Origin of the sequence: Lysinibacillus sp. (assembly GCF_032093475.1) — a bacterium.
In the GTDB taxonomy this organism is placed as follows: Bacteria; Bacillota; Bacilli; order Bacillales_A; family Planococcaceae; genus Lysinibacillus; species Lysinibacillus irui.
In genome coordinates this window covers 1-24,371 of record NZ_DAMDAY010000061.1, presented here as the reverse complement: position 1 = coordinate 24,371, position 24,371 = coordinate 1, and the positions used below count along the sequence as shown (strand labels likewise).

Annotated in this window: 31 protein-coding genes and 1 pseudogene; 28 read left to right on the top strand and 4 right to left on the bottom strand. The window is 33.8% G+C overall.

What is annotated here, in order from left to right:
- The first annotated feature begins 142 nt into the window (after nt 1–142).
- The 9 genes from RT445_RS13655 (at nt 143) to RT445_RS13615 (ending at nt 6,559) form a co-directional block, all read left to right on the top strand.
- Nucleotides 143–658 carry a DinB family protein gene (locus RT445_RS13655; RefSeq protein WP_274793329.1) on the top strand — a complete coding sequence of 172 codons (516 nt, stop codon included), beginning with the start codon at nt 143–145 and terminating at the stop codon, nt 656–658.
- A gap of 95 nt (nt 659–753) precedes the next feature.
- Nucleotides 754–1,845 carry a low temperature requirement protein A gene (locus tag RT445_RS13650; protein WP_274793328.1) on the top strand — a complete coding sequence of 364 codons (1,092 nt, stop codon included), beginning with the start codon at nt 754–756 and terminating at the stop codon, nt 1,843–1,845.
- 492 nt (nt 1,846–2,337) lie between these two features.
- A complete protein-coding gene (locus RT445_RS13645; protein WP_274793327.1) occupies nt 2,338–2,715 on the top strand; it encodes a cytidine deaminase family protein in 378 nt (125 codons plus the stop codon).
- Nucleotides 2,716–3,199: 484 nt separating this feature from the next.
- Nucleotides 3,200–3,400, top strand: a complete 201-nt coding sequence (locus RT445_RS13640; protein WP_274793326.1) for a hypothetical protein — start codon at nt 3,200–3,202, stop codon at nt 3,398–3,400.
- A gap of 491 nt (nt 3,401–3,891) precedes the next feature.
- On the top strand, nt 3,892–4,113 hold the full coding sequence (locus RT445_RS13635) for a transcriptional regulator (RefSeq protein WP_274793325.1): 222 nt from the start codon (nt 3,892–3,894) through the stop codon (nt 4,111–4,113).
- Complete coding sequence (locus tag RT445_RS13630) at nt 4,110–5,369, top strand: Y-family DNA polymerase (protein ID WP_274793323.1); 1,260 nt, start codon at nt 4,110–4,112, stop codon at nt 5,367–5,369. Before RT445_RS13635 ends, RT445_RS13630 begins: the two co-directional genes overlap by 4 nt.
- A gap of 10 nt (nt 5,370–5,379) precedes the next feature.
- Nucleotides 5,380–5,712: a YolD-like family protein gene (locus tag RT445_RS13625; RefSeq protein ID WP_274793322.1), complete on the top strand. Its 333-nt coding sequence runs from the start codon at nt 5,380–5,382 to the stop codon at nt 5,710–5,712.
- Complete coding sequence (locus RT445_RS13620; protein WP_274793321.1) at nt 5,705–6,064, top strand: YhjD family protein; 360 nt, start codon at nt 5,705–5,707, stop codon at nt 6,062–6,064. The genes RT445_RS13625 and RT445_RS13620 overlap by 8 nt, the downstream gene beginning before the upstream one ends.
- A 117-nt stretch (nt 6,065–6,181) precedes the next feature.
- Nucleotides 6,182–6,559, top strand: coding sequence for a hypothetical protein (locus tag RT445_RS13615; RefSeq protein WP_274793320.1), 378 nt, complete (start codon nt 6,182–6,184; stop codon nt 6,557–6,559).
- Between the two features lie 82 nt (nt 6,560–6,641).
- Here the strand turns inward: RT445_RS13615 and RT445_RS13610 are convergent, their stop codons facing one another.
- Nucleotides 6,642–6,977: a hypothetical protein gene (locus RT445_RS13610; protein WP_274793319.1), complete on the bottom strand. Its 336-nt coding sequence runs from the start codon at nt 6,975–6,977 to the stop codon at nt 6,642–6,644.
- A 204-nt stretch (nt 6,978–7,181) separates the two neighbouring features.
- Here RT445_RS13610 and RT445_RS13605 point away from each other — a divergent pair, with 204 nt between their 5' ends.
- Nucleotides 7,182–7,418: a DUF3953 domain-containing protein gene (locus RT445_RS13605; RefSeq protein ID WP_313470720.1), complete on the top strand. Its 237-nt coding sequence runs from the start codon at nt 7,182–7,184 to the stop codon at nt 7,416–7,418.
- A gap of 814 nt (nt 7,419–8,232) precedes the next feature.
- Here the strand turns inward: RT445_RS13605 and RT445_RS13600 are convergent.
- Nucleotides 8,233–8,313, bottom strand: a pseudogene (locus tag RT445_RS13600) (ATPase); the annotation flags it as partial.
- 690 nt (nt 8,314–9,003) lie between these two features.
- Here RT445_RS13600 and RT445_RS13595 point away from each other — a divergent pair.
- The 4 genes from RT445_RS13595 to ycaC all read left to right on the top strand — a co-directional run bounded on the left by RT445_RS13595 (nt 9,004) and on the right by ycaC (nt 12,046).
- Nucleotides 9,004–9,450: an NUDIX hydrolase gene (locus RT445_RS13595; RefSeq protein ID WP_274793318.1), complete on the top strand. Its 447-nt coding sequence runs from the start codon at nt 9,004–9,006 to the stop codon at nt 9,448–9,450.
- A gap of 145 nt (nt 9,451–9,595) precedes the next feature.
- Nucleotides 9,596–10,048: a GNAT family N-acetyltransferase gene (locus tag RT445_RS13590; protein WP_274793317.1), complete on the top strand. Its 453-nt coding sequence runs from the start codon at nt 9,596–9,598 to the stop codon at nt 10,046–10,048.
- Between the two features lie 580 nt (nt 10,049–10,628).
- A complete protein-coding gene (locus tag RT445_RS13585; protein WP_274793316.1) occupies nt 10,629–11,183 on the top strand; it encodes an NADPH-dependent FMN reductase in 555 nt (184 codons plus the stop codon).
- Between the two features lie 218 nt (nt 11,184–11,401).
- The gene (gene ycaC, locus RT445_RS13580) at nt 11,402–12,046 is read left to right on the top strand and encodes an isochorismate family cysteine hydrolase YcaC (protein ID WP_274793314.1); all 645 of its coding nucleotides are present in this window, start codon (nt 11,402–11,404) and stop codon (nt 12,044–12,046) included.
- 468 nt (nt 12,047–12,514) lie between these two features.
- Here the strand turns inward: ycaC and RT445_RS13575 are convergent, their stop codons facing one another.
- Together RT445_RS13575 and RT445_RS13570 are read right to left on the bottom strand one after the other, a co-directional pair.
- Entirely contained in the window at nt 12,515–13,990 is a 1,476-nt protein-coding gene (locus RT445_RS13575; RefSeq protein ID WP_274793313.1) for an MDR family MFS transporter, read from the bottom strand.
- Nucleotides 13,991–14,070: 80 nt separating this feature from the next.
- On the bottom strand, nt 14,071–14,439 hold the full coding sequence (locus RT445_RS13570) for a DoxX family protein (protein WP_312506420.1): 369 nt from the start codon (nt 14,437–14,439) through the stop codon (nt 14,071–14,073).
- Nucleotides 14,440–14,589: 150 nt separating this feature from the next.
- Here RT445_RS13570 and RT445_RS13565 point away from each other — a divergent pair, with 150 nt between their 5' ends.
- The 14 genes from RT445_RS13565 to RT445_RS13500 all read left to right on the top strand — a co-directional run bounded on the left by RT445_RS13565 (nt 14,590) and on the right by RT445_RS13500 (nt 24,236).
- Nucleotides 14,590–15,063, top strand: coding sequence for a MarR family winged helix-turn-helix transcriptional regulator (locus RT445_RS13565; RefSeq protein ID WP_274793311.1), 474 nt, complete (start codon nt 14,590–14,592; stop codon nt 15,061–15,063).
- A 202-nt stretch (nt 15,064–15,265) separates the two neighbouring features.
- On the top strand, nt 15,266–15,532 hold the full coding sequence (locus RT445_RS13560) for a hypothetical protein (RefSeq protein WP_274793310.1): 267 nt from the start codon (nt 15,266–15,268) through the stop codon (nt 15,530–15,532).
- Nucleotides 15,533–15,685: 153 nt separating this feature from the next.
- Entirely contained in the window at nt 15,686–16,192 is a 507-nt protein-coding gene (locus RT445_RS13555; protein ID WP_274793309.1) for a GNAT family N-acetyltransferase, read from the top strand.
- Nucleotides 16,193–16,444: 252 nt separating this feature from the next.
- Nucleotides 16,445–17,002 carry a TetR/AcrR family transcriptional regulator gene (locus tag RT445_RS13550; RefSeq protein ID WP_274793308.1) on the top strand — a complete coding sequence of 186 codons (558 nt, stop codon included), beginning with the start codon at nt 16,445–16,447 and terminating at the stop codon, nt 17,000–17,002.
- A 14-nt stretch (nt 17,003–17,016) separates the two neighbouring features.
- Entirely contained in the window at nt 17,017–17,379 is a 363-nt protein-coding gene (locus RT445_RS13545; protein ID WP_274793307.1) for a DMT family transporter, read from the top strand.
- Nucleotides 17,376–17,783 carry a YvaD family protein gene (locus tag RT445_RS13540; protein ID WP_274793306.1) on the top strand — a complete coding sequence of 136 codons (408 nt, stop codon included), beginning with the start codon at nt 17,376–17,378 and terminating at the stop codon, nt 17,781–17,783. Before RT445_RS13545 ends, RT445_RS13540 begins: the two co-directional genes overlap by 4 nt.
- A 339-nt stretch (nt 17,784–18,122) precedes the next feature.
- Nucleotides 18,123–18,617, top strand: coding sequence for a hypothetical protein (locus tag RT445_RS13535; protein ID WP_274793305.1), 495 nt, complete (start codon nt 18,123–18,125; stop codon nt 18,615–18,617).
- A gap of 259 nt (nt 18,618–18,876) precedes the next feature.
- Nucleotides 18,877–19,680: a nucleotidyltransferase gene (locus RT445_RS13530; protein WP_274793304.1), complete on the top strand. Its 804-nt coding sequence runs from the start codon at nt 18,877–18,879 to the stop codon at nt 19,678–19,680.
- A gap of 285 nt (nt 19,681–19,965) precedes the next feature.
- Nucleotides 19,966–20,205, top strand: a complete 240-nt coding sequence (locus RT445_RS13525; protein ID WP_274793303.1) for a DUF3953 domain-containing protein — start codon at nt 19,966–19,968, stop codon at nt 20,203–20,205.
- Nucleotides 20,206–20,528: 323 nt separating this feature from the next.
- Entirely contained in the window at nt 20,529–20,846 is a 318-nt protein-coding gene (locus RT445_RS13520; protein ID WP_274793302.1) for a hypothetical protein, read from the top strand.
- A gap of 12 nt (nt 20,847–20,858) precedes the next feature.
- Nucleotides 20,859–21,248 carry a helix-turn-helix domain-containing protein gene (locus RT445_RS13515; RefSeq protein ID WP_274793301.1) on the top strand — a complete coding sequence of 130 codons (390 nt, stop codon included), beginning with the start codon at nt 20,859–20,861 and terminating at the stop codon, nt 21,246–21,248.
- A 117-nt stretch (nt 21,249–21,365) separates the two neighbouring features.
- Nucleotides 21,366–21,590: a phage terminase small subunit-related protein gene (locus RT445_RS13510; RefSeq protein WP_274793300.1), complete on the top strand. Its 225-nt coding sequence runs from the start codon at nt 21,366–21,368 to the stop codon at nt 21,588–21,590.
- 864 nt (nt 21,591–22,454) lie between these two features.
- Nucleotides 22,455–23,015 carry a hypothetical protein gene (locus tag RT445_RS13505; RefSeq protein WP_274793299.1) on the top strand — a complete coding sequence of 187 codons (561 nt, stop codon included), beginning with the start codon at nt 22,455–22,457 and terminating at the stop codon, nt 23,013–23,015.
- A 351-nt stretch (nt 23,016–23,366) separates the two neighbouring features.
- Nucleotides 23,367–24,236: a toxin-antitoxin system HicB family antitoxin gene (locus RT445_RS13500; RefSeq protein ID WP_274793298.1), complete on the top strand. Its 870-nt coding sequence runs from the start codon at nt 23,367–23,369 to the stop codon at nt 24,234–24,236.
- The last annotated feature ends 135 nt before the right edge of the window (nt 24,237–24,371 follow it).

Below are 24,371 nucleotides of genomic sequence, written 5' to 3'. Positions count from 1 at the left end.
GAAGGTCTAATTGGATTTTAAATTAAACAGGCGTGGAAGATCAGAAAGAGTAAGAGCATATGTGAGAGAAAAAGGAATCCTACCCTCATTTGACGAAATAATAACTTGCTAGTATTTTATTTTTCAACTAGGAGGGGTTTTTTTGCAATTATTTTTTAAATATAATTGGATGGTAAGAGAAGACTGGTTTCGTTGGTGTGAAGAGTTGAGCGAAGAGGAACTCCTGCAAAACAGAACTGGGGGAATGGGTAGTATATTACATACACTTTTCCATATAATTGATGTCGAATGGAGTTGGATCCGTATTTTACAAGGTAAGACCGATTTTCAGGAGAGCTTTGACGACTATAATAGCTTGGAAAAGGTTCGTCAATTGGCATCGGCATTTCATGCAGAGGTTGAAAGCTTTGTAAACCAATGGGATGACAGTATGGAAGAGCGTTTACTTCATAACACATTAGAAGACGGAAGAATTGAAACACATACATGGGGTGAAATCGTTCGCCATACTATAGCACATGAAATTCATCATATAGGCCAATTATCGATATGGGCAAGGGAAATAGGGAGAGCGCCTGTTTCTGCAAACTTTATTAGACGAGGACTTTCCTCGGCATTGCAAGCTTCAGCAGATGGTCATAGTGAATTAAAAAGGTAGTGTGCTTACAAGTTGTATTTATAGGTTCAAACCATAACCTTCTAAGCAGTTAAGAGAATAAGTGATGTTTCAAAATTTGAAGGAGTATGGTGATAATGGAAGAAAAGAAAATAACCTGGTTAGAACTTTTTTATGACTTGATATTTGTAGCGGCTGTTTCGACTGCCACAAATGTATTACTTCATGTTGAAAAGGGGGAAATTCGCCCGGAATACTTTTTGAAGTTTGTTTTAATATTTATCCCTATCTGGTGGTCTTGGGTAGGACAAACATTGTTTATTAATCGTTTTGGACAAGATTTTTTATATCAGCGTATTTTTACAATTTTTCAGATGCTATTTGTCCTTATTATGACAGCCAGCTTATCGGTTAACTTTGATGAATATTATCTGTCGTTTCTTTTTGGCTATATTGGGTTAAGAGCTCTAACAGCTATCCAATATTTGGTTGTTCAACGTTTTGAAGAGGGCGATAGGAAAAAGGTAGCGCAATTTTTTGGTACACGTTTTTGGATTGGCATCATCATCTCTTGTTTTTCTATATTTTTTGATTCATGGATTCGTTATAGCATTTTGTATACAGGGATTTTAGTTGATATCCTGGTGCCTTTTTTGGGGCGTAAATATTTGGTGAAAGCTCCGTCTTATACGTCTCATTTATTAGAACGCTTTGCTTCATTAACACTCATTCTTTTCGGAGAATCAGTCGTTAGCACCCTTTATGTGCTGCAGCCTCAAAAAGGGGATTGGGATGCTATTTTATTTTCCCTCATATCGTTTATTCTTATAGTTTCAATGTGGTGGCAGTATTTTGAAAATGTTGAAAAGAAAGTTGACAAATCGATCAAAACATCAGGCCAAACCATTATTTATGGGCATCTATTCATATTAATGTCTTTGAGCATGATTGCTGCTTCCATTAAACTATTGTATCTAAATGAGGTTCATTATTCATTTGATTTATATTTTATTTTCGGTTCCGTATGCCTATACTTCATGACAACTACTATTGTTTTTCATCAATACAGGTTTAGTCAAGATCGTTTAAAACTTTATCATTTAGTATTATTTATAGGGATCTTAGCTTCCTTCTTTATTATTAATTTGATTGTAGAAGTGCCAAACGTTGTAATTATGGGAGAAATGACGCTGTTTTTTATCATCTATGCTAAATTAACAACGACTTGAGTGAGACTAATAAGTGGATAAAATGGAGTAATCTTTCGTTAATTGAGTGGCTATACATAATAGACATGATGCAGCAGATTATCCAAGCTAAAAACACTCTATTTGAATGTTTCTTCAAAATAGAGTGTTTTTCCATAATGTTTAATTTAAGAAGGGTCACCTGGGATAGTAGTGACCCTAAGTAACAATTCAGGAGGTCCCTGTTAAACTAATTTAGCTTAACACTACTATTTATATGCTCAGCTACATTGGGTTTTATAGTTTATTGCCTTTAGAATAGAAAAAGAATGATTAAAATATTGTTTAAAAAATTCATAAATTATCCTACCATTACGTTGCAAAAGAGTCACTACCTCAATGCTTTACACACCAATTTATCGATTTTTGTAATAACTCATTGGGTTGGAATATAAAGGATAACATAAAAAAGCTGCAGCATTTACAGACACTACAGCAATTTACTAAACAATATGATTAAAAGGGGTCGAAGTTATGAAATTTGAAGAACTATATAATATTGCAAAAAGTGTCTTAAACCCAAAGCAAATTTCAAAAAATTCTTATGCAGGTTCGGTTGCTGCAGCCATTTTAAGTGACAATGGTAAGGTCTATAAAGGGGTATGTATAGATACTCCTTGCTCCATGGGATTTTGTGCAGAACATGCAGCAATTGCTGCTATGATTACTGATGGAGAAAGTAGAGTAAAAAAAGTTATTGCAGTTTATCAGGATGGAACAATAATACCTCCATGCGGAAGATGTAGAGAATTCATTTGTCAAATTCATGACGATAACTATAAATGTGAGGTAATGGTAAAAGACAATACTGTCCTTACTATAAACGACTTACTTCCTGTTCGTTGGGAGTAAATATATTGAAACAATAAAAAAGGGTCACTTGAGTTGGAAGTGACCCAAAGTAATAAATGGGGAGGCCGTGACGGTCAACTAGCGCCACAGCAAGTGCGTGCGATACACTCGATATTAATTTGTGCAATTTAGGGTTACTTATACATAAAAAAACTACTGTAACAAAAAGCCCTACTATCCAAGCGTTTTAAGAAGCGCTTGGCTTGCATGCACCGAATAACTAACCATGGGAAGCTTTCATCTTAGGATGAAGGCTTTTTTGATGGGATATATTTCATATAAATTTTAAATGGTTTGTAATTAAGTTTAGGATGTTTACTGGATAAAAAAAGCGAACGAATGCTCTTTGTTTGGGAGCTTGGAATAAGGAATTGAATAACGGATTAAATGCCAATCACCATGAATAATGTTAAATATAGGCAAATGCATAGCCCTCAAGCCTAATTTAGCATAACCTATACCGATATCGAGAGGAGGAAACATTATGCGCGATTATTATGATCAATATGACAGAGATAGATATGATGATGACTATGAATATGATTATGACAGTTATGGGAGACGTCGTAGAAGAAGACGTCCACGTTATCAATACCCATATTATCCATTCTACCCATTCTATCCATTCTTTCCGTTCTATCCACCATACTATCGCCAACCATACTACCGTCCATACGGCTACTAATATAAATAAAAAATCGCTCTGCGCAGTTTAAACGGATGAAGGGTTTCTTTACCCCTAGTTTATTCATATTATTATTTAATAAAGTTTTGTTTAGAATTTATATGATCATCTATTCGTAAAAGATTCCATCTTGTTTCCAAAAAAGTCTAGGTATTCAATTTGAGCCTAGACTTTTTTCATTTAAGTTATTTCAAATTGTATGTAGAAATGTTGTTAAAGGTGCTAGAGTATGGAAATAGTAGCGCCATTATGTTTTTTAATCAAACGTAATCAGACAATGTCATCAAATGATTGATTACCCACAGGATGAAAAGAATACATGTATTAATTTCAATGAAGAATGTGAATGGCTATCAAATTAAGGTAGCCTTTTTTATTTCCATAATTTTTATCTTGTCAAAATACAAACATTTGTTCTATTATGTATACAAACAAGTGTTCCTGTATAAAATAACAAATAGGAACATTTCGCGTATTAGGAGGAAACTTTGATGAGGGAACAACTGATTAAGGCTATGCAACGTAATCAATTGGTAAACATGATGTATGTATCTAAAAATGGGTCTGTAACAAAAAGGCGAGTAAAGGTTATTAAAATCGTTGGCGATTCATTCCAAGCATTTTGTTTTACAAGGCAGGCAAAGCGTACTTTTTTAATCAGCAATGTTCTAGCAGTTATTCCTATAGTAAGTAAGGGGCGTGAGGTTGTATGAACTATGAGGGTATGCCGAATCGACCTATTATATGCATCGATATGAAGAGTTTTTATGCAAGCTGTATTGCCATGTTAGAAGGGTTAGATATTTTAAATGACCCAATTGCAGTCGTGGGTAATTTTAATCAACCAGGCAGTGTTGTGTTAGCAGCATCCCCAGCAATGAAAGAGCGATTTAAAATTAAGACAGGTAATAGACGTTATGAAATCCCTCAACATCCAGATATAAAATTGTTTGAACCAAAAATGAGTTTTTTCATCCAGATGTCGATGACTATTACAAAGCTAATCGCTAACTATGTACCAGTGGACGCCATACATGTTTATAGTGTGGACGAAAGCTTTGTGGACTTAACTGGCACAGAAAAATTATGGGGATCTCCTGAAGAAACAGCGAAAGAAATTCAAAGAGCAATTCTTGATCAATTTAATGTGCCAAGCGCTATAGGGATGGGGCCCAATATGCTGATGGCTAAATTGGCTTTGGACATCGAGGCAAAGAAAACAGGCTTTGCTAAGTGGACTTATGATGATGTGCCAACAAAATTATGGCCTGTACGACCTTTATCAGAAATGTGGGGCATAGGTAAGCAAATGGAAGCCAACCTAAATAAGATGGGCATTCAAACAGTAGGTGGATTAGCTAATGCTGATTTAGATGAATTAGAAAAACGCTTTGGCATTATGGGCAACCAATTATATCATCACGCCTGGGGAATTGATTTATCTAAACTGGGTGAGCCATTAATTACAAACGGAGCTTTAAGCTTCGGTACGGGACAAATGTTGATGAGAGATTATCACACACGAAAAGAAATATCAGTCGTTCTCTTAGAAATGTGCGAGGATGTTATGAAACGTGCAAGAGATGCCGGTTTTGTTGGCCGCACCATCAGCTTAGGTTTATCGTACAGTCGTAATGCGATGACGAAGGGATTCCACCGTTCAAGAACGATTGCTGTTCCAACAAATGAAACACTTGAAATGTATAAAGTCTGTATTGAATTACTCGATGAGCATTTTGCAGGGGAGCCAGCTCGACAGCTTTCTGTCCGGATATCCAACTTAGAGCGAGAGCATAGTATCCAATTAGATTTATTTGACGAGCGAAAACCACAGCGGCAATTGATTGGACCAACAATGGATGCAATACGTAATAAATTTGGGGCGACAGCATTATTACGAGCGGTATCATTTACAAGCGCTGGTACTGCTATCAGCCGTGATCGCTTAGTTGGTGGACATTTAGCATAGGAGTGATTGAATGATAAAGGACAGAGGAACGATAAAATGGGCAGCCATGATGATGCCAGAGCATTTAGATTTTCTCAAAGAATACAAACAAGATGTTACTGATAAGCCGAGAGAATTAGCTGAATGGGAACTAGAAGAATTACAACAAACAATGGATCACGCTTATCGTCAGCAGCTAGATGTCAAGCTAGACGTGTGGACGGCAGGTAAAACAACACAATGGACAGGAATTATTAAAGCGATTACTACTACAGAACTCATACTCGAAACATTACTTAAAACGAAAACAATCCCCATTCAAAGTATAAAGTCAGCTCAACTAGAAGCTGATTATTATGATTAAACCTGAACAACGCCAGCTGTTACACAAGTACTTATTAATAGAACTAGCGGTAAAATCATTGCAGATTGATTATCAAAAAGCAGAACAGTTTAAAATGAAAGTTGTCTTTCTTCCATTGATGGATGCGTTATTAAAGGATTTACGCCAAGAGTATTTTGACCTCAAAAGACAGCTTGCACAGCAGCGTATACGAGTGGTTGGCTGGCATCGTGTGGATGAATATTTTAGTGATGTGCAAGTTGCAACTACGGGTAATGATGTCGTCCTCCGTTATGCAAATCAGGCGTTGAAAACACAGGTGGAAAAATTATTGATTAATTATATAAGGAACAACCAACAGGTTCTCGAATGAGGCCTGTTTTTTGAATAAGGGACATTTGAAGCCTGTCTTCATTCTTGATATAATCAACTATTCGTTTGTAATAACGCATTATACAGTAAATTTGTCAAAGGAAAGCGAGGTTCCAATATGAAGGCTATCAGCCAAGAAATCCAAAATCAATCTATTAAATCTCTGGAGTCGACGTGTAATAAACTTGCAACTGCTTATCAACGTATGACAGAAAAAGGGGTTAACACCACTCTTGTTAAAAAGAGGCTAAACGCTGTGAAAATGGGTTTAGAAAGCCTCAAAAATATTTGGAATGGGGAAAACTTTTCTTATGATGAAGAAGCCATATTGATTTCTAAGAAAATTCTAGAAGATATCATGCCATCTATCGAAAAGCAGATCGCAAAAGCAAAAGAAGGTAGTTCTCAAAAAACATTAAATGACCGACGTTTAACTGCACTTAAACTTGCAATTGAATCATTAGAAAAGCGTTTATCGACAAGTCTAAGTGATTAGACAAGATAATTAAGAAGTATCTACGACAAATGATAAGGCGCTGGAATATTTTGTGATAATATTCAAAAGTAGAAGGAAATTGTTATGGACCACAAATTGAGAAACAAATGTGTTCCTCGAAATTTTCTTTTACCCAATAATCTAGGCTATTAAAAAAACGGAGAAAAGCGATATCCACTGAATTATTTAATGAAATTGCATTGAAAGCGATTTGATTCCATTGTTCTCGATTAACTTTGTTTGGACCAAAGTAATTAAAATCCGGTAAAACTTCTTCTATGTATAAATGCAAAACATCAAAGGCTTCTGTTGTTAAAAAGATAGAAGATTTATGCCAATGTTCGTTTTTAAAATCACCTCGCATAAATTCAAAAACATCACGCCTTCCATTTAGTTTTTCTAACGTATTTATTTCCATTTTTTATACCTCATGATTAAATTATTTAAAGCAAAGAGTGAATCTAACCTAGATTCCTAGAATTTCTTGCATGTTAAAATATACCACATTTTGCATAACCGTGTTCGTGGCAGGACATACACCGCCGAAACATAGAATTAAGTATTTACAATTATTTCCTAGTTGTCTTTTTTGTTGTATGATATTTGAAGAAGGGTGAATAGTATGCTGAAAGTTTTACAAATTGTTTGTGCCATCATAACAGTCTTACTTTCGTCTTACCTACTTATAACACATAATTATAATCTAATTTTTTTAATGGTATTCTTTTCAGGTTTATTCATGTTAACTAAAGGAATTGAAGCATTTCATAGCGAGAGAAAAGTTTACGGTTGGTTACTAATCTGGCTATTTTTATTTGCGGTATATATATCAATGTATCAATTCACAGCTTCGCAATGATCTACATAAGTTGGTGGTTAATATTTCTAATTTAGTCGACTTTCCATTTAATTTAAAAATGTCGGAAATGCACTGCTTTCATATTAGGGGTGATTTTTCTTAGTCAACATTCCTGAAACCGCTCTATACTGTGCTTTTTGAAACGTTAGGAAGGGGGCAATGAAAGAATAAGTGTATTTCCAATGATAGGGTTCATATATATGTAACCACAAAAATAATGGTTCCAAAATAAATGAGAATACAAATGCATTTACGATTGCGGCAATTAGAAAAGATGTCCACGTTTTGAAACACTGGTAAATCAACATATAAATGATAGGCATTTGAAGCCGGTGGATTTCAATAAGTAAATGTAAAGGTATGATTGTTATTGGAGATTGTCCTAACCCCTAACCAACCGACTTATTATGGAAGTCGAACATCCAAGAGAATTGAACCGGTTTCTTTTATGTAAAAGAAAAATAATTATTAAAATAAGGTTCATTTTTTGTTGGTGAAGGAATGCTTTTTCACTAATGGAAGAGGCCTAAGTTTAATAACAAGAACGTTCAGTTAACAAAGATTTAGAATTAAATTAAAAATGTATATTCATTGTGGGGATTCTTCAGACTATAGACAAAGTCGATTTTTTCGACTTTGTCTATTATTTTTAAATGCTGAATGGAGTACTCTCATTTTCACTTTCCTATTGTTTGAAGCTAGTTATGTCATTATCTCATAGCCTTAAAACTGAATATAAGCCTTCATTGATTTTAACAGTTAAAATCTGTTTAGATAATTAAAGAATCGGTGTTAACTCTGAGTTTACAAATTGTTAGGCATCAATGATTACACCTGAAGCTGTTCGCCCGTAAACGCTATATAACCCTCCTGTTTGATTAGGCACAATTTCAATTCAAATTGAGCCGCACAACCTACACTACGACATTTAATATGATTAAGATCAAACAAAGTGGGTACATAACAATCATAGATATATCAAGGAAGCCTAATTTTTTTATTAAATACCAATCCTACAATTAAAGTCTTTACTCCTTATTCGTATCATATTTTGAAGGTCCATAAATATTAAAAGTGAGGTTGCATATATCCTTTTTAAAGACGTAAACTATGTTCTAAAAAGCACAAATGATTTTGGGCATTTATTGATTAAATCTTCATTAGAAGTTGGATAATTTCAAAATATAATTGTAGGAAAAATGAAGAAAAGAAGGTGAGACGATGTTCGATCAAATTGCATATATTATTTTTAGAGCCCTATTAATTCTAACAGTTTTGGTTGTTTTTGTTGGAATTGCACTTGGGGATACTATAATCAGGAAAAAGTAAGACTGGATCCAAATAGTTTCTTTAAAGATCATATTGTGTAAATGTTTTGATTTTGAAAAAGTTCCAGAAGGGATAAATAACCAGGCGCTCATCTAAAAGTGAGTACCTGGTCTTTTCTCATTTATAGTATAGGGAAATTATTTAGTGGCTGTAGGGAGTTGCTGTACCGCAATCGGGCCATTAATGATTAGATAACTAATACATGCCTATTGGGTATTTATGTTAAAATTGAATAATGGCAGGGGGAGATTAAATTATGGATATTATCACATTCGGTGAAAAGAAAGAAGATATAGCATACATAAGGAGACCAGCTGTTTATTGTTTAATGTTCGATAGTCATAAAGAAAATTTAGCGATTATTCAAACAATTGATGGAAAGTATTTTCTTCCAGGCGGCGGAATTGAAAATAATGAGACTCATGAAGAATGTTTAAAAAGAGAAGCCCTTGAAGAAATGGGGATGGCTATTGAAATGGGTAATTATGTAGGGTGTGCCAGAAGATATTTTTATTCCACAAATGAAAATAGGTATTATCTTAGCGAAGGTTATTTTTATTTATGCGATATAGGGATGCAAATAAATAAAGCAACGGAAGAAGAACATTTCCTTAAATGGATAGAACCCATCGATGCAATGGGAAAATTATTCCATGAACATCAAAGCTGGGCAGTTAATGAAGCAATAAAAAATCAATTATAGTTGATAAACAAAAGGGCTTCTTTTCGGAGGTTCATATTTAGCTTGGCCTAAAGCAAATTTAGAAAAACCTATTGTGATGTCCGTGATCATATATACTTATTCCAGAAACGGGCGCAATAGTGAAAACCCTTAAGGAGGTAATGTGGTGAACCCGCACAAATTATTAATAACTCAGTATAATCCAAAATATGCTGAACAGACAGTGAGAATGTGGCGAGAAAGTAAGGAAAGGGCTATTGGTCAGAAAGAAGCCCATAGCTTTGAAAATCATATATACTTTTTAAATCATATATTACCTGAGCAGTATCAAATAGATGTAGCGTTAATTGATGACAATGTAGTTGGTATGATTGCCTATAATGAAAGGGAAATAAGCCAACTTTATATTCATATTGATTATCAAGGATTCGGTATAGGTCAAACATTACTAGATAAAGCAAAAGAACAATCAAGTGGGAGATTATCATTATATACATTTGAAGTAAATGAAAACGCTCGACGATTTTATGAAAAGAACGGATTTAAAATCATTTCTAGAGGGCACGAAAATGAAGAAAATTTACCAGATATTCTATATGAATGGATATCTAATAAATAATGTATGGAGATTATAGGTATTAAAATGGTTAAGGAACAATATCATTTTATTCAACAATCAGGCGCTTTTCTGAAATTAAGGAAAGCGTCTTTACTCATGGAAAGGGCATATTTTTGAATAAAATTAGTTATTTAGATGTCACGACCATGAATACTAACAATCAATCATACCTACTGAAGTAAACAAAAGAAATTATTGATTAATAGAAGGTTCTAGGCGATGTTAGTGAGCTGTAGATATTCCTTAAAGGCTTGAATTGGATTCGCAAAGTTTAATATGACGGTTTTTGTTTTATTTTAGAGGGAAAGGGTAGAGGAGACAACATGTACTTCTTTTTTTATGGTATTTATATAAGTGGTTTAAATAATTTTGTTCCGTTCCATAATAAAAATACGGAAGTGTAATGACCATTGCATAAACCGCATGGCGACAAGTAGATACAATGTTTTTAGAAATGAAAGAACGGAGAGGAATCACTATTACTTTTGATTTTAGTTTTCTGGAAAACTAACTTGGAGAGACAAAGAAAATATCTATGTCCATGGCCCGCAAAAAACATAAATAGGGAGGTAGAACTTTAATGATAAAAGTTGGTATTTTGGTTGGTAGTCTTCGGAAAGAATCTTTTTCAAAAAAACTTGCAATACATGTTGCATCTTTATTCCCTGAAGGATATAAAACAGAATTTGTCGAAATAGGAAATTTACCTTTTTATAATCAGGATTTTGATGATGAAGACAATGCACCTTCAGAATATACGGCTTTCCGTAACAAGATGAAGGAAATTGGGGCTGTTTTATTCGTAACTCCTGAATATAACCGTTCTATACCTGCAGTAATAAAGAATGCATTGGATGTGGGTTCTCGTCCTTATGGAGCAAATGTATGGGATGGCAAACCAGCAGCAATTATCAGCCAATCACCTGGTAGATTGAGTGGATTTGGTGCTAATCATCATTTACGTCAACCTTTAGTATTCTTAAATATGCCAATACTACAACAACCTGAAGCTTATATTGGAAATGTGGCTGATTTACTAGATGAAAACGGTAATGTGAAAGATGAAAGAACGGTTAAATTTTTACAAACCTTCATTGATGCATTCGTAGATTTAATTAAAAAACATAGCAAATAAAAAATAAGGCAACGGAATCCCTTCCTATGCCTTATTTTATTGTTTTCAGAAGAAAGCAACATCATTTCTAAAGTAAATTGCTTACGTCTCCAATAAAATATACATACTAATAGTTGAGAAATATATGAATACGTGTCTATACAATTGACCATATTAAGTCTGCAAATCAGGGTTCTACTAGCCTTTTGCAAGTTAAAATAAAGGAGGAAAGCAACAGAATGGCTGACTTGTATACACGTTTATCAAAAGATAATGCAGCCTTACTTTTAGTCGATCATCAGACAGGATTAATTTCTGGTTTAGTACGTGACTATGGGGTAGATGAATTTAAAAACAACGTCCTCGCACTTGCACATACCGCGAAGTTTTTTAATTTACCTGTCATCTTGACCACAAGTTTTGAAAACGGACCAAATGGACCACTGATGCAAGGGCTTGTTGAGTTGTTTCCAGATGTGCCTAAGATTCCACGCCCTGGACAGATCAACGCCTGGGATAATGAGGATTTTGTCAATGCAGTTAAAATGACTGGGAAAAAGCAATTGATTATTGCGGGTGTTGTAACAGATGTTTGTGTTGCTTTTCCTGCATTATCAGCGCTTAACGCAGGCTATGAAGTATTTGTCGTAACGGATGCGTCAGGAACTTTCAGTAAACAAGTTGCAGATGCGGCATTAATGCGTATGGCCCATAGTGGCGTACAACTGATGAACTGGTTTAGTATTGCCAGTGAATTGCAAAGAGATTGGCGAAACGACATCGAAGGTTTTGGTGCTTTACTTGCAAGCCAATTACCTGGCTATCAAAATGTTATCGGAAGCTATGAAGGAGCTCAAAAAGATTACATTAACCAGAAAAGATAAAAGGGAACTACAAAGAAACGCGAATTCACTACAACTCCGCGTTTCTACTCCCTACATGATTTACCTAATTATTGGATATCGATGTAAGTGTTAATATCAAGTTTGTATAGATCCTGCTTTTATCATGAAAAAAATTATTGATTACATACTTCAAAATTTTAGAGAATCTGTTCGGAGACCGAATGGTGGATAACCAAACAAAAAATTTAAACAATGTATCAATGATGTTTCTCTAACTGTTTGGTAAAATGAGCATCAATTTCAAGGGGGACACACAAGATTTTATAAAATGGATTGGCATGATTACTAAATACAGATAGTGGTCAAATTTTACAGGGATGACTAACGGAGCAGAAGATCAATTCATCTGTTAGAGCAGTTGATGACGTTGATAAAACGTAAATATTTCCAAAGCGCATACCCCACATCCTGTTTTGGATGGGGGTAAAATATAGTTTATTGTCTTATCTAATGTCCTACTCTCATTTTTGCATTAGCTTCTTTTGTTTCATCATCTTCAGCATGTTCCGACTGTTGTTTTGGTCTACCAAGGATTGTTCCTAAAAGCACACCTGCTAATGCAATCCCAGCAGCTAGAAGGAATGTGTCACCATAGGCAGAAAAGGTAGCTTCCATTGGGTCAGCTATTGTTTTCATATGAGTAGTAATTTTTGACGTTAGAAACCCAGTCATACCTGCTACTGCAAATGAAACCATTACTTGTTGGGCCGCTGTTGTTAATGGTGTGACGCGACTTACAAGATGTTTGGGAGCAGATTGAAGAACATGGGTATTAATTGCCATCATGGATAGTCCCATACCTGCTCCAATCATCACTAAACATGTAATGATAAATCCTGTAGTTGTGTCCATAGAAATTCGGGAAAGCATAACTAGCGCTGCGGTAATAATAGACAAGCCAGTTATAGCTAAAGGACGAGCACCTATTTTATCATATAAACGCCCTCCAATTGGCATCATAACACCCGATGAAAGAGCTTGTGGGAGAAGAATTAAACCAGTAGCTAATGCACCGTAACCTCTTACTGTTTGTAAAAATAACGGGACAATAACCATAACCCCAAATAATGCGATTTGAGAAATCCATGAAATCACAATTCCTTTTCTAAAGTCAGATGATCCAAAAACTCTCAGCTCTAGTAAAGGCTGCTTTTGACGAAGTTCAACAATTATGAATAGAATGAGAGCAACTCCACCTACAATTAATCCAGTAAGAGTTTCTATTGAAGTCCAGCTTTTGCCACCTTCACTCACTCCATAGGCTAGCATTGCGAATGCGATAGGCGCTAATAGAATCCCTAAATAATCAAGGGATGCAGCGGTCTTTCGTTCAACATTCGGTAAAAATTTCAATCCAACCAAAATTGCAATAATCCCGATTGGTAAATTAATAAGGAAAATCCAATGCCAAGTAACGTATTCAACTAGATATCCTGCTAGAACAGGTCCTAAAGCAGGTGCTAAAAGCATCGGAACCCCAAGTGCCCCCATTACAGACCCAATTTTATCCGAAGGAGCGAGTTGGAAAATAATGGTCATTCCTATTGGTGCTACCATTCCTCCCCCAAGTCCTTGAATAACTCGATAGAGGATAAGCTGTTCAGGAGTTTGTGCAACAGAGCAGAGAACGGATCCAATTGTAAAAAAGGTAATTGTAATTAAAAATATCTTTTTTGCTCCAAATCGGTCCGTCATCCAACCAGCTAAAGGAATGACAGCTGATAAAGCGAGCGTATAACCTGTTAAGGACCATTGCATGGTCGAAACATCAGATTTAAAATCTGTCACTATGCCAGGCAAGGCAACATTCATCGCCGTACTATCAAGAATTACCATCATCATACCAACAATGACAGCTAATAAGGGGCCTATGATGGTTCTAATAGAGAATACTTCATTGTTATTTTCTGTTTTTACTGTCATACGATATAAATCTCCTTTTAGAGTGTAGATATACTGTTAATATCTTGATATCATAGGTGTATTATTAAGTATCGAACAATTTAAGAAAACAGGTTCAGCATGTCAGATAAGTTAAAAATAGTAATGATAGTTGCCAGTATCGCCAGTATGAATGCTGGAATTGCCTGAGTGATAGAATCCTTTGCCCTAATATGCGTCATCACTCCACCAAGCATCGTAATCGCAAGCCATAAGCCAGCTAATGCTGTTACTCCAGGATTCCAAAAACCGATAATTAAACCAGCGGCCCCAATTAGTTGTACCAATCCAGTAATCACTCGGAACCATTGAGGTAGGTTAAGGTGCTCGAATGTTTCTACTTGCTGTTTATTACCAGATACCTTCATAAACCCAGTCAACAAGAACACTAAGGCTAGCAGGCTTTGAAGAATAATAGATATAATTAACAAGATAATCCCTCCAATATATTGTTTTTTTTTCACAATACCCTTCTATGGTACAATGATATTATAGGGTATTGATTTAGTGAGCTTACTCAATATAAGTTTACTCAAAATGAGTTTATGCGATTAATTTAAAACTGTCAAGGAGGAATTTTTATGACAAATCAACATTCTTCAAAAACATCTGCAGTAGAGGGTATTCATGCGTTAATTAAGACTTCTCATTATATCCAGAGAGAATTTGAAGCACATCTATCAAATCTTGACATGCCGTTTCAAATTTCAGGACCCAGACTTCGTGTTTTACTTGCTGTTTCTGAAGTAGAGAAAATACGAATGAGCGAGTTAGCAGCCAAATTAGGGGTAAAGGCCCGAACGGTTACTGACTTTGTAGATGCATTGGAACAGGATGGACTTCTTGTTCGGATGCCTGATCCAATAGACCGACGAGCTACTTTGATACAATTAACTGACAATGCACAAATGCAAATTAAAAAAGTACGATTGCTTGAAGAAGAGGCAGCAGATATTTTATTAAAGAATCTGACTCAAGAGCAGCGACAACAACTTATTGAACTACTATCCAAACTTACAAATTATAATGAAGTTCAATGTTCATTAGATGACTGACTTAAAAGAACCGATTCCCCTTGAGACAAGGAAAATCGGTTTTTTATATATTAATAAATACAAAGGACCATATGAATCCTATAGTCATGTTTAATGTTAATGCTTCAATGGGACATGATATTGGAGTTAAAAAAATTCTCTGAACGAGTAAAATGGAATAAGGGTTTTTATTTGAACAATAGGGATTTAGAGGTGATTAGTGATGACACTTAAATGGTTATGGATATTGGTTATTGCGTTTAGCGTACTAGAATGGATCTCAATCCCATTCATAGGAGCATTTTCAGGAAAACTATATCGATTAGTTGATGGTATATTAATAATAGCTTTTATTATTTACCCATTATTTTTCATTACTTCTCTTTTACTATTACAAAAGGGAATTAAAAAAATTGGTGCAGTGATTTTGCTTATTCCATTAATCGTGTATGCACCCTTGCTAATAGGTCTTCACCCGTTGCTTAAATAATGTATTACTATTGAACTAACGGATGATTTAGGTTAAGAAGAAAATATGCTAATGATCTTTCACAATCGGGCGCTTTTCTGAAATAAGAAAGCATCTTTCTTCATGCAAAGGGCCATTTTGTGGCAAAAAAATTAACTGCAAAGGATGGATATTATGAAGATAATCGAGACGGAACGATTATACCTTAGAGAGTTAAAAATGGACGATTGTAACGAATTATCAAAAGTGCTTTCTGACCCAGAGTCTATGCAATATTACCCTCATCCATTTACCCAAGAAGAGGTTAAAAATTGGATCAAATGGAATGAGAAAAATTATAAGCAATATAAGCACGGTCTATGGGCAATTGTTTTAAAAGAAGGGGATACATTTATCGGTGATTGTGGAATAACAATGCAGAACATCGATGGTGTAAGGTTACCTGAAATTGGGTTTCACATTATTAAAGAGTATTGGAATAAGGGATATGCCACAGAAGCAGCGTCTGCTTGTAAGGAATATGCATTTAATGTTCTTGGCTATTCTGAAATATTTTCATATACGACCTTAAAAAATATTCCATCACAAAAAGTTGCGGAAAAAATCGGGATGGAAACTTATAAATTTTTTGAGAAGAATGGTGAACAACAAATCGCTCAAGTTGCATACAAAAGCTTATGAATAGTTAGTATCCCATTAGCTATTATGCCAGAATAGGGCGATTCCTGAATGAGAAGTTCATTTTGGAGTCTTTGGAGTTAAACTTAAAATTTGATTAAGATACTCATGTAGAAATTGGGTGTCTTTTTTTAGTATTTTATTCGTTAGATAAAAGGTTTAGTAAAATGCTAGTTGTATAGATGATATTAAAATTGTAAAATGATGATGGTACTATAAAAACCGAATCAGTACCAAAAGTTTAGGGGGCGGATTATGAAACAGAGAATCTTAACAGAAACAATTCACCAAATTCAAACGAAGGGGTTTACATTTACAATTAGTGACTTAGCAAAACAATTAGCTGTGAGTAAGAGGACAATCTATGAGTACTTCTCTTCAAAGGATGAGATAGTAGATGAAGTTATTCGTAATGTAATAGAAAGTATTCAAGAAAAGGAAAAACATATTGCTGAAGATGATACGTTACAAACAGTTGAAAAAATAAGACGCATCTTAATTTGTATTCCACAACAATTTATATTCATAGATGCACATTTATTAGTAGAACTAAAAAAACACCATTATAATCAATGGTTGAAATTAGATCAGTTTTTACGTGAAGGTTGGTCTACTGTAATCCGATTAATAGAAGAGGGAATGAGAGAAGGGAATATTAGACAAATTAATATTCCGTTTTTTATTGAAGTATATTTAGGTTCACTCAATCGCATATATGATCCTTTGTTTATTGAAAAGAGTAATTATACATTGAAGAGTATGCTCGAATCTATTATGGACATGTTGCTGTATGGAATTGCTATTTCCAAATAGAAGGAGGGAGAATAATGCAGTGGATTTATTTAGGCTTAGCGATTTTATTTGAAGTAGCCGGTACAACTGCGATGAAGCTATCTGATGGACTGACGAAATTCGTCCCAAGTATTCTTATTTTTGTGTTTTATATCGTATGTTTTTCATTTTTGTCATTTGCATTAAAGGGGATGGAGATGTCCGTTGCCTATGCGGTTTGGTCAGGTATGGGAATTGTTACGATTACAATAATTGGTTTCTTTTATTTTGGAGAAAGTATCAATGTAATTAAGATACTAGCGATTCTTTTTATTTTAATTGGAGTCGTTATCTTAAATTTTAATAGTTCGGCACATGAAGAGAAAAACAAAGAGATGGTGGAGGAACGTGTAAATTGAAACGTTTAAAATATTTTTTCCTTATTACTGATATTGGGTTTATTATATATTGGTTCATAACAATTTTTCATATGATTCCACAAGAATATTTGTTTAAAGATTATCAAAATCCTATTTTGGTTGCATGGAACTGGTCTTTTCTACCTTTAGATTTGTTAATCTCGTTGACTGGATTTTTAAGCTTGTACTTGTACTCGAAACAAAAACATATTTGGAAACAATTTGCTTTTTTATCATTAATTTTAACTTTTTGTTCAGGGTTACAAGCTTTAGCATTTTGGACAATCCGTTTAGATTTCGATATTTCTTGGTGGATTCCTAATTTATATTTATTAGTTTATCCATGCTTTTTCTTTAAAGGTATTTGGAGAGAGTGTAGATCGTATGAGACTAACACGAGATAATTGGGTAATTCAATAGGTATAATCGTAATTTGTTATATATTAATTTAACTTTTAATTGGATAACCAATATAATTAAAATATTTTATCTAACAACGACCAGAGTTCAATTTGAACGTTAAGGAAGTTAGAACTTATTCAATTAACGTGGGTTTTAGTAAAATAACAGATATCCATTTTTATAGCTTGTTCACCATTTCTATATTCAACAATCGGGCACAGTTCTTTTGTAAGGAATGTGTCTATCTTCATTTAAAGAACCCTGTTGAATTACATTCAATTTCAGAGAATTGGATATTTATGTTAAAATTTTATAAAAGTAATGTTTCAAAGGGGGATTTAATGAAGAAGTATATAAAAGGTTTAGTACCTTGGATTTATTTGATGTTGCCTTTCTTTGTACTATCTGGCTGCAATGCTCAAAAAGGTGGTAATAATTATTATTTATTATTGATGGGTGAAAGCGAAAGCTGGAATCTATGTTATGAAATTGTTATTACACCAGAAGACTTTAAAGCAGGACATGGGATTTTAAATATGAAAAACGTCAATGAGTATATTACAGATTCCTTCCACTTTGAAACGCATGTGGTTATAGATAGTGATGATTCAGTGGTTCATTCTGATTCAGCTACTGGTGAGATGAACATAGCAGAATATACAACTGGTGCTATTAAAGGGCCATACCTAAATAAAAACGGTGAATCTGTTGCACTTAAGGATATAGATGAGATTTATGTGGTCGTTGAATGGTGGGATATTAGTAAGAACGAAAGTATGAAAGAAAGAATAGATTTATTTAACAAATCTACAAAAGAACAGTCCTTCTTGAACTAATTAGATCTTCAACAATCGGGCGTTTTTCTTTCTTTCAAATGCAATAGATAATCAATAGTTTTATTGAATAAAAATCCGGTTTCCTATTTCATTGTACGGAAAAACTGGTTGAATTGGAACTCACAACTTAATAATATATAATGTTATACTCATACTGATTAAGAAATGGAAGGAGCATTATACATGTGTTGCTCATGCTGTCCAGTAGTAGACAAATCCCTTATCTGAAAAAGAAATGATTAGATAAGGAGATGGAGATATGTTAATTCAAAATAAAATTATTCAAAGTGTTAGAGATAAATGTATTGCAGATGAGTTTGTTTCAGCATGTATGATGTATGGGTCTTTTACAAAAGGTGAAGGAGATCAGTATTCTGATGTTGAGTTTTATATATTCATTGAAGATGATAAGATGGAGAAATTTAGCTCTAGACATTGGGTTTCTGAAGTTTATCCAATTCACTTGATCTTTTACAATGAGTTTGGAACAGAGGTAGTGATTTTTTCGAATATGATTCGTGGAGAATTTCATTTTCTTCCTGTCTCAAAAATAGAAATCATAAAAAGTTTTAAGCCTACAGGACTTTTTCCCGATCCTGAGTCTATGTATATTTATGATTCTACAGAGCAATTAAAGCCTTTACTAGATGATTTAGGTGGAGCTGGACCAGACCGAATGACTGATGAGAATGTTAACTTCGCTTTTAATAACTTCGTGAATGCTTGGTTGATGGGTGTAAATGTTATGAGAAGAGGAGAGTTAGCACGTTCTCTGGAGGCTTTAACCCTTGTGCAAAGGTATATACTACAATTAATAAGGGTAAAGGAAAATACGGTTGAACGATGGTTAAATAGTACAAAAAATTTAGAAGAAGATATAAGTACAGAGTCGTATAAAGATTATGTATCTATAACCTCAAAATTAAAAGAAAATGAGATAGAATTGGCTTATAAGAACGCGTTGAATATAGTTGAAGCTTTGAATGAAATGCTAGGTTCTCTCTATAAGGTTGATGTAGACAAAGATCTAATTAGTAAGCTATACAGCTATCTCAATGAATAAATGAAGTATGAAAATTCACTGTTTATAAGCAGATAATTTTTCGGCTAACAGACGCTTTTCAATAATACGGAAAGCGTCTTTATTCATGGTTTGGACCAAATTTGTGGATGAACGCGTAAAAAGGGATTAAACTATTAGTTCGGCCACTCAAGAACAATTCCGAGCACTAACTAATTGAATTTAAAATCACATTTTTTTACCAAATATGGATGGTTATAAATATATGGTAATTATATCCATGTTATCTTTTGTATTGTATAATCAAACTACAATATTTAAAAGGTGATGATAAATTTGCTAACAATATTACAAATTCTTTTTTCAATCATAGTAGTATCACTCTCAACTTACTCAATTATCACAAGTGATTATCAGTTGAGTTTCCTAGTGTTATTCTTCTTAGGATTATTGATTTTAGTTCTTGGAATAAAAGAATTTCAAAGAGAGAGAAAAGTTTCTGGTTGGTTCCATATTGGGGTATTTTTATTTTCAGTATTCGTTTCAATTGAAATCTTCTTTAAATAAAGGAGTGGTTATCCTGTGAACTTCACCCACTTTCCATAATTTCAGTCAAACTTTGCTGATTTAGCAGATACTCTTACTCTAACAATTGAACAGAATCACGAAAAAAGGTTAATCGAAAAATTTAAGAAAGTCAAATTAACGCACCCTAATTGGGTGTTTTTATTTTGCCCTGAAAAGTGAGTATCAAGCAGTTTCCTCCCCCTTTGACTGCTAGGGCAAACGGTACTTACTTTTGAGAGTGAAAATAAATTGTTTATTATCTATTGACATGGAGTCAACTCCATCTTTTAAGATGAATGAAATAAAAAGAATGGAGTGATGGAATGGTAATTGTCACAAATATATTAATTGGTTTATACGCAGTTTTAATAGGAATAGCAGGGCTAAAAAAATGGAAAGAAATCGGATTCCAAGTACAAACGTTTTTGTTTATTACCGTATCAATTAGTATTCTTTTAATATTATTTATACCAAACAAAAACTGGATGTTTATGCTGTTGATACTTGCATTTATTCTGTTACATATATTAGCAGTTACTGAAGGGCTATTAACAAATGGACGGATTAAGTATAGCCATCATATCGTTCGTTTTATATTCCATTGTATAATGGCCCTAATGGTTTATAAATATATAATCTAGAAGGTGATAATAATGAAAATTTCCGAATTTGCAGTATGTACAGGCCTTAGTAAAGATACTATCCGGTATTACGAAAAAATGGATTTATTGCATCCAGAAATTAAAAATAAGCAGCGTGAATATAATAAGAAAGACATTGATATAGTTGAAACAATCCTTAAACTTAAACAAACTGGATTTTCACTCCAAGAAATCAAAATCCTTTTTGAATGGTCGGGAAATACTGATATAAATAAAAAACTCACAAAAAAAGAAATACAAAATCTTCTTGAGATAAAAGTTTTATTCCAGGAAAAGTATGAGCAGATGTTACAAAAAGAACATCAGATTAAACAAATAAAACAAGTATTACTAAATACTGATAACAAAATAAATCAGCTATTAGAGAAAAATAAAAGATAAATTTTTTTAGACATAACGATGTGTCGTATAGAAATTTGTTTTAATTTCTAAGCAACTAGCATAATGGGGTGATTACATAACAAACAAATGATGGAGGTGGTAGTGAGTGTATGAGATATGGCTAGACCAAGAAATCCGAAATGTTATAAAGCGTTTCAAATGTGGCTTGAAAGCAAAGGGCAAATGCTCCTAAAGGATATTGCAGAACAACTAGAATTACTCGATTCGCAAATACGTAAGTGGAAGAACCAAGATAAATGGGATGTCCATATGAAAGGTAACGTTACTAAACGAAATAACGCAAAGAGCCATGGCACACCAAGCAAAATCAGAAAAGGATGATGATATAATGCGATTTACTAATGAAACATTTAAAGCTGCAGTTCGAGGATTGCCTCAAACAAGCAGTAGACAAAAAGCTTATTGATAAATCTCATTTTAACGGTGAGTAGCATTAAACAACAAAGGCCCGTTACCAAAAAAGAGCATTAGGATATGAGGCAGAGAATCCGTATGCAAACGATATTATGGTTACCGATTATGATAATATCGGCATGCCAAGAGGTGGAGGTATTAGTGATCCAACACCTAAACAGGCATTCAGAAACAAAAGCATATTACCAGAACGACTAGTGAGAGAGTACCAAAATAAGATAGCATTCATTGATAAAAGTTCTAGCCATCTTAAGAGAGAGCGAGAAATTACTATTTTACACTGGAAGTTATCAGGTATGAAAACGAAACATATTGCTGAACTAGAGGGGATTACGGAACGACATGTACGTAGGATTATCAGCGAAATGCCAAAAGAATGTCCGAAATGTCTGTTGTTTCATAGATTTACCAATTTAATTGTATACTGTGAGGGAGGACGGCGCGGTAAAGGTTTCCTCCCCTGGTATTTACCAAAACCTAAATATTAGGGAAAGACAGACCGACGACTGACCTGCGCTGAATAAACTTGTTCGGAGCGAGACATACGTGGCCGGCACATATTTTTAAAGAGATAAGGCAATGCCCCAACTTACGTGTTTTGTTAAGAATAATATGTATAAAAATAAATCATTCCCTTGTTAAAAAGATCACTTAATATAGTGGTCTTTTATTTAGTTAATAAAAGCTAATTAATACATATAAGTTTAGTAAAATTGTCTATTTCATTTGTCCCTTCATTGAATAATGTAATAAAACAAGGAGGATGATAAAATGGGTTTCGACAGTTTCAATAGAAGTGAAAAGGAACCAACTAATAAAAGAATTAGCAGAATTCATGATGATTGCGAAGAAAGGTGTAATGACAAAAATATCCATCAAGGAGTACAGGTACCACAACAACCTGTAGGTATGGGGCTTCCAGGGTCTGCTTATATTTATGATACAACTTTACAACTAACTATCCCGAGTAATGGCCAAGTTACTTTTAATACAAATGGCAATATTACACCTGCAGGGTTTGTAACACATGTACCAGGAACAGCACCTATCATAATAAATCAAACGGGTACTTACCTTATTACCTATGAGTTGAATGTTGGAGGTGGCCCTAATGCATTTGCTCTTTTCAATGGCGACAACCAAATAGCTGGTTCCAATTATGGAGACTCTACTGGTAACTCAACGAAAAATGGTCAAGTAATAACAACTTTAAATGCATCAGATGTTCTTACATTAAGAAATATTAATGTCAACCCAGTTACTTTATTAAATAGCATTACTTTGGGCACACAAGTTATCAGTGCATCTATTGTCATTTTAAGATTAGCATAATGGTTTTATTGCGAGTCACATCTAATAAGGTGTGGCTTTTTGTATTTATAGATTAATTTTGTTTTTACAGTTTCGAATTTTGAAAGGAGTGGTTTATATGTGAACTTCGTCCACTTTCCATTTAATTCAGTCAAACTTACTACATCAACGAAGTGCACGGAAATGCACTATAAAACTAGAACACAATTACGAAATAACGGGGTACGCTCTGCCACGATGTCAAAATTGAGTGACCATTAAATACTTTATCCCAGTAGACAAGCCTTATCCTAGCACGGTAAGGCTTTTTGTATCAGATTTATATTACATAACTTCTTTAATTTAACTTAATATTTATTAAGAGGTGAGGAGATGGAAAGAGAAAATGAAATTGATAGTGGTAAAATTTCAATACTAGTACCTATTTCTATTGTAGCTTTTATTATTTCGATATTAGCTATATTATTCCAATCAATACTAGGTGATAGTCAAAATTTAGCTACCATAATAGGTGGTTCATTAGGGATGCTTGGTGGAATTGTAGGGGTAATAGGAGCTTATATTGTTGCAAAAACACAAATTGATTATCAGGCCAAACAAGTTCTACTAGAAAATAAAAAGAAAGCTAGACCTTATATTGTGTGCAATGATTTTCAAGCAAATGTTAAGTTACAAGGGGTAAATGTTCATCAAGATTCAAAAATAATAGAATTTGATTACTATGAGAAGTTAAAATTAATGGCTAATACACTAAGTGGAGGGAGAATAGGTTTCTTTCAACTTAAATTCATTGGGACACCTGAAGTCATTTTAGAATGTGAGATAAAACTGTATTTAGATAAAAAACATTACAAACCACATTTCTACGAAGCGTATTTAGATCATATGAAAAATGATGTAGAAATTTATATCCCCATTCCTTTTGCAGAGAATGTAAATGGACTTCAGGGAAAACCAGAAAAATTAAAAATGTACTATACAACTACAGAGTATGAAAAATTTTTATACATATATAATTTTAAAGAAAACTATGAGCAATTATACCAAGTCGCAAAAGGAAAAGAATATTTAGTTAAACAAAGAGAATTTTTAGAGACAAGTTGGATACTGCCTGGAAAAAAGAGAAACGTTGGAATATTTAACATGTCTATTCCTGATTCATTGCGTAAACAACTAATTCAAGAAGCAAATAAGGAGGGCGTATCATTTAATCAATATATTATTTATAAGTTATCGAAATAGGAAATATGAGTCACGAGTATGAGCGTGGCTTTTTCTTTTGCTTTGAAAACTGCATCAAACAGCCAAAACACTTTGTGATTAGAGGGCAGAGTTTGGTGTGGTTTTGAGAGCAAAAAGTTATTACATATATTTCAT